Raw genomic sequence first — 5,978 nt, forward strand, 5'->3', positions numbered from 1 at the left:
CGGCCCGAGGCCCGCAAGGGGGCCGCGCCGGACGCTCCGGGTGCGGCGGCCGGGCGGCGGTCCGGCCGCCGGGAGACCCTGGCGGGCTATCTCTTCCTGACGCCCTGGTGCATCGGGATCCTGCTGCTCACGCTCGGCCCGATGCTGGTCTCGCTCTATCTGGCGTTCACCGACTACACCCTCTTCGACTCGCCCCGCTGGGTCGGGTTCAAGAACTTCCAGGAGATGTTCCAGGACGACCGGTGGTGGACATCGGTCGAGGTGACGCTGAAGTACGTCCTGATCGGCACCCCGCTGAAGCTGCTGGCCGCGCTGGGTGTGGCGCTGCTGCTGGTCAAGCCGCGCAAGGGACAGGGCTTCTACCGCTCGGCGTTCTACGCGCCCTCGCTCATCGGCGCGAGCGTGAGCATCGGCATCGTCTGGCGGGCGATCTTCAACGACGACGCGATCGTCGACAAGTCGATGAGTCTGTTCGGCTGGGACATCGGCGGCTGGATCGGGGATCCGGACTGGGCCCTGCCCACGCTGATCACGCTGACCGTCTGGCAGTTCGGCGCCCCGATGGTGATCTTCCTCGCCGGGCTGAAGCAGGTGCCGCGCGAGCTGTACGAGGCGGCCGAGATGGATGGGGCGGGAGCGTGGCGGCGCTTCCGCTCCATCACCCTGCCGATGATCTCCCCGGTGCTCTTCTTCAACCTGCTGCTGGAACTCATCCACTCCTTCCAGGTCTTCACCTCCGCGGTCGTGCTCGCGGGCTCCGGCACCAACACCGGCGGCCCGGGGGACTCGCTGCTGGTCTACGGCTGGTACCTGTACGAACAGGGCTTCCGGAACCTGCGCATGGGCTACGCCGCCGCGATGGCCTGGATGCTGATGCTCGGCATCGGCCTGGTGACCGCGGTGCTGTTCAAGACCCAGCGCGGCTGGGTGCACTACGAGGAGGACGCCCGGTGACCACTCCCTCGACCTCCCTGACGTCCTCGACGTCCCTGACCCGCTCGGGGCGGGCGCGGATCCGCTCGGCGGCCTGGCACCTGGGCGCGCTCGCCGTGCTGGCCGTGATCCTCTACCCCGTGGTGTGGGTGATCGGCGGTTCGTTCAAGCCCGGCAACAAGATCATCGGCAGTCTTCAGCTGCTGCCCACCGATCCGATCACCGAGAACTACCGGAGGCTCGGCGACGGCATCGCGGACGTGCCCGTCACGACCTTCTTCACCAACTCGCTGTTCCTGGCGGTCGGTTCGGTGATCGGGGTTCTGTTCTCCTGCTCGCTGGCGGCGTACGCGTTCGCCAGGATCCGGTTCGCGGGGCGGAACGCGCTGTTCACGCTCATGATCTCCACCCTGCTGCTGCCCTTCCAGATCTTGATCATTCCGCAGTACATCCTGTTCCAGAAGATGGAACTGATCAACACCTATGTCCCGCTGCTGCTCGGCAAGTACCTGGCGGCGGACGCGTTCTTCGTCTTCCTGATGGTGCAGTTCATGCGGGGCCTGCCCCGCGAGCTGGACGAGGCGGCGCGGCTCGACGGCTGCGGTCATCTGCGCATCTACTGGAGCATCGTGCTGCCGCTGTGCCGTCCGGCCCTGATCACCAGCGCGATCTTCACCTTCATCTGGTCCTGGAACGACTTCATCGGCCCGCTGCTGTATCTCAACGAGCCCGACAAGTACACGGTCTCGATGGGGCTGAAGCTCTTCATCGACCAGGACAGCGTCGCCGACTACGGAGGCATGGTCGCCATGTCGCTGGTGGCCCTGCTGCCGGTGCTGCTGTTCTTCCTCGCCTTCCAGCGCTATCTGGTCGAGGGCGCCTCGACCTCCGGGCTGAAGGGCTGAGGGGGCCCCGCCATGGAGCGAGCGATACGCAGGTCCGAGCGGCCCTCGCGGCGACTGGTGCGCTTCTCGCTGTTCGCCGAGTGCCTGCTGACCGGGGTCTGGGTGGTGCTCGCCGCGCTGCCGCTGCTCACCCTGCTCCCGTCGTTCGCCGCCGGATGCGCGCATCTGCGTCGCCATCTGGACGGCGAGCGCTCCACACTGCGGGACTTCATTTCCGGAGTGCGGGAGGCGACCCGCGGCGGCTGGCGCTTCTCCCTGCTGTGGTGGGCGGCGCTCGCGCTGCTCGCCTTCGATCTGCGCGTGGCCCGCACCGGAGTCCTGCCGGGCGGGCCCGCCCTGGTCGCCGTGAGCGTGGCGGGCACGCTCGCGGTGATCGTCCTGGGGCTGCGGACGGCGGCCGCGTGGCGGCCGGGCACCGACTGGGCCGCGGTGGCCCGTACCGCCGTACGCCGCGGCCTGGCCGCCGACCCGGGCGGATCGCTGCTGCTGGCGGGCGGGCTTGCGGTGGTCACCGTCGCCGCCTGGCAGATGCTGCCGCTGGCCGCCCCGGCGGTGGGCGCCCTCGCGGCCTGTGCGGTCGCGGTCGAGCGCCGCGCCCACGTCTGACCCGGCGGCGCCCGGCTCCTGTCGCCGACCCCGCCGCCGTCCCGTAACCGCCCATGTCATGCACCTGCCCCCGTAGCCCCCGTGCGACTTGTAGCCCCGTACGAAAGGTGAGAGCGACATGCCCCCGATTCCCCGGCGCAATCTCCTCAAGGCCGCCGCCGTCACCGGCGCCGCCGTCCCGTTCTCCTGGATGCTCGCGCAGAACGCCCCGCAGGCGGCCGCCGCCGACCGGGCCGCGGACCAGGCCAAGGCCGCCGACGAACCCGTGAAGATCACCTGGCTGGAGGAGGGCGGCCTCGGCGCCGCCGCTGGCAGCACCTTCGGCGTCCCCTGGCCCAAGGGCGCCCACCCCGCCGACCGGACGTTCGCGCTCAGCACGGGCGACGGCAAGGACGTGCCCCTCCAGACCTGGGCCACCGCCTACTGGCCCGACGGCTCGCTCAAATGGACCGCGCACGCGGCGGGGGAGGGGCTGGGCAACGGCACCGCCTACCGGCTCACCACCGGTGAGCCCGCCGCCCCCGCCAAGAAGGTCACCGTCACCGAGAAGGGCGGCAGGATCACCGTCGACACCGGCGTGATCAAGGCCGTGATCGGCAAGGACGGCGAGAAGCTCGTACGCTCCGTCACCCGCGGCAGCACCGAGATCGCCCGCGACGGCCGCCTCGTCCTGCTCCGCCAGGGCGACATCGACGACGGCGACCACGGCAGCGCCAAATGGGACCGGTTCGACGGCGAGATCAGCGCCGCCAAGGTCGAGCAGAAGGGCCCCGTCCGCGCCGTCGTCCGCATCGACGGCAAGCACCGCAAGGGCGGCCGCGGCTGGCTCCCCTTCAGCGTCCGGCTCTACTTCTACGCGGGCGCCGACTCGTTCCGCATGGTGCACACGATCACCTTCGACGGTGACCAGAACAAGGACTTCATCCGCGGCCTCGGCGTCCGCTTCTCGGTCCCCATGCGCGACGAGGCGTACGACCGACACATCCGCATCGCGGGCGAGGGCAAGGGGTTCCTCACCGAGGCCGTCAAGGGCATCACCGGACTGCGCCGCGACCCCGGCGCGAGCGTCCGCAAGGCCCAGGTCAAGGGCGAGAAGCTGGCCGACCCCGCCACCTGGGACCAGCGGGTCACCAGCCGGCTGCACCTCATCCCCACCTGGGGCGACTACACCCTCTCCCAGCTCTCCGCCGACGGCTTCACCCTGCGCAAGCGCACCAAGCCGGGCCACGGCTGGATCCCCGCGGGCGGCGGCGGCCGGGCGTCCGGCTTCGGCTACGTCGGCGGGGTCAGCGGCGGGCTCTCCTTCGGACTGCGCGACTTCTGGGAGAAGTTCCCCGCCCAGCTCGACATCCGCGGCGCCGCGGGCGACGAGGCCGAGGTCACCCTGTGGCTGTGGTCCCCCGAGGCCCAGCCCATGGACCTGCGCTTCTACCACGACGGCCTGGGCCAGGACACCTACGCCGAGCAGCTGGAGGGCCTCAACATCACGTACGAGGACTACGAGCCGAAGTTCGGTACCCCGTACGGCATCGCCCGCACCAGCGAGCTGACCTTCTGGGCCAACGCCGCCACCCCCAGCGCCGACACCCTCGTCCAGCAGGCCGCCGCCCTGCGCACCCCGCCGCAACTCGTCGCCGGACCCGCGGACCTGGTCCGCGCCAAGGTCTTCGGCGGCCTCTTCTCACCCGTCGACCGCTCCACCGTCGCCAAGGCGAAGATCGAGGACCGGCTGGACTTCCTCTTCGAGTACCACAAGGGCCAGGTCGAACAGCGCCGCTGGTACGGGTTCTGGGACTACGGCGACATCATGCACACCTATGACCAGGACCGGCACCAGTGGCGGTACGACGTCGGCGGCTACGCCTGGGACAACTCCGAACTCTCCCCGGACCTGTGGCTCTGGCTCGCGTATCTGCGCTCCGGGCGCGCCGACATCTACCGCTTCGCGGAGGCCATGACCCGGCACACCGGCGAGGTCGACGCCTACCACCTGGGCAAATGGACCGGACTCGGCACCCGGCACGGCGTCCAGCACTTCGCCGACAGCGCCAAGCAGCAGCGCATCTCCACTGCCCTCTACCGCCGCTACCTCTACTTCCTCACCGCCGACGAGCGGATCGGCGACATCATGCACGCCCTCGTCGACTCCGACGAGTCCTTCCTCGTCCTGGACCCGCAGCGCAAGGTCCGCCCCGACCCCGACTACAAGCCCGACCGGCACGCCCTGTCCATCGGCTTCGGCACCGACTGGAGCGGACTGGCGGGCGCCTGGCTCACCGAATGGGAGCGGCGCGGGCCCCAGGCCGAGAAGGCCGAGGCCCGGCTGCGCAGCACCATGGAGACCATCGCCGCGCAGACCAACGGCTTCGTCCAGGGCGCCGCGCTGTACGACCTCGACACCGGCAAGTACGCCATCGACGACAAGCCCAAGGTCAGCGTCTCCCACCTGTCCGCCGTCTTCGGCCTGGTCGAGGTGTGTGCCGAGGTCATCGACCTGATCGAGATGCCGAAGTTCAAGGAGGCCTGGCTCGACTACTGCCGCTACTTCAACGCCACCAAGGCCGAGCAGAAGGCCCGCTACGGCACCGACTTCGGCTCGCTGATCCTGGTCCAGGGCCACTCGCGGCTCGACGCCTACGCCGCCGTGCAGCTGAAGGACGACACGCTGGCCGCCCGCGCCTGGCAGAAGTTCACCGAATTCCACGAGGGCGACGGCTACCCCGAGGACTCCGTCAGCTGGAAGAGCACCAAGGTCACCGGCCCGGACGTGCTGGTGCCCGGCGTCGAGGCGCCCTGGGTGAGCACCAACGCCACCGCGCAGTACGGCCTCGCCGCCATCCAGAACCTGGCCCTGCTCGGCGACAAGCTGCCCGGCTAGCCGCACACTGAGGACATGGACTGGTGCCACTACCGCTTCCACAGCCGATGGGACCTCGACGCACCCCCCGCCGCCGTCTTCGAGGCGCTGGCGGACGGCGACGGCTACCCGCGGTGGTGGCCCCAGGTCCGTGAGGTGCGGCGGATCGACGACCGCACTGGAACGGCCCGCTTCCGTTCCCTCGTCCCGTACGACCTGCGCCTCACCGTCACCGAGGCGCACCGGGACGCCGCCCGGGGCACGCTGCGGGTCACCTTCTCCGGCGATCTGGAGGGCTGGGCCCGCTGGACGGTCACGGCGCGCGGCGCGGGCACCCGCGCCCTGTTCGAGCAGGACGTGGTGGCGCGCAAGCCGCTGCTCCGCCGCTTCGCGGTGCTCGGGCGGCCGTTGTTCCGCGCCAACCACGCCCTGATGATGCGCGCCGGGTGCCGGGGACTGCGGGCCCGGATGCTCGACCGGCGGCCCGGCCGGAATCCGGTTTGAACCGCACCTCGCCCGACCTGTATTGTTCAGGTCGTTCCACCGGGGAGAACCCCGGAAGAACACACCCGGGCGATTAGCTCAGCGGGAGAGCGCTTCGTTCACACCGAAGAGGTCACTGGTTCGAACCCAGTATCGCCCACCCTTACCGGGGCCGGACCGCCAGCAGGCGGTCC

At 70.3% G+C, this 5,978-nt stretch carries 5 protein-coding genes and 1 tRNA gene; all 6 read left to right on the forward strand.

Annotation, left to right across the window (positions count from 1 at the left end):
* The coding region (locus EEJ42_RS35280; RefSeq protein ID WP_148082140.1) for a carbohydrate ABC transporter permease at positions 1–954 on the forward strand (954 nt) is incomplete at its 5' end.
* A 17-nt stretch (positions 955–971) separates the two neighbouring features.
* A complete protein-coding gene (locus tag EEJ42_RS35285) occupies positions 972–1,838 on the forward strand; it encodes a carbohydrate ABC transporter permease (RefSeq protein ID WP_246097582.1) in 867 nt (288 codons plus the stop codon).
* Positions 1,839–1,850: 12 nt separating this feature from the next.
* Positions 1,851–2,444 (forward strand): hypothetical protein, encoded by a 594-nt coding sequence (locus tag EEJ42_RS35290; protein WP_123106298.1) that lies wholly within the window; start codon positions 1,851–1,853, stop codon positions 2,442–2,444.
* Between the two features lie 118 nt (positions 2,445–2,562).
* On the forward strand, positions 2,563–5,322 hold the full coding sequence (locus EEJ42_RS35295; protein WP_123106299.1) for an exo-rhamnogalacturonan lyase family protein: 2,760 nt from the start codon (positions 2,563–2,565) through the stop codon (positions 5,320–5,322).
* A 15-nt stretch (positions 5,323–5,337) separates the two neighbouring features.
* Positions 5,338–5,805, forward strand: a complete 468-nt coding sequence (locus tag EEJ42_RS35300; protein WP_123106300.1) for an SRPBCC family protein — start codon at positions 5,338–5,340, stop codon at positions 5,803–5,805.
* Between the two features lie 67 nt (positions 5,806–5,872).
* A tRNA-Val gene (locus EEJ42_RS35305) sits at positions 5,873–5,944 on the forward strand.
* The last annotated feature ends 34 nt before the right edge of the window (positions 5,945–5,978 follow it).

It is taken from the genome of Streptomyces botrytidirepellens (assembly GCF_003721215.1).
Taxonomy (GTDB): Bacteria; Actinomycetota; Actinomycetes; order Streptomycetales; family Streptomycetaceae; genus Streptomyces; species Streptomyces himastatinicus.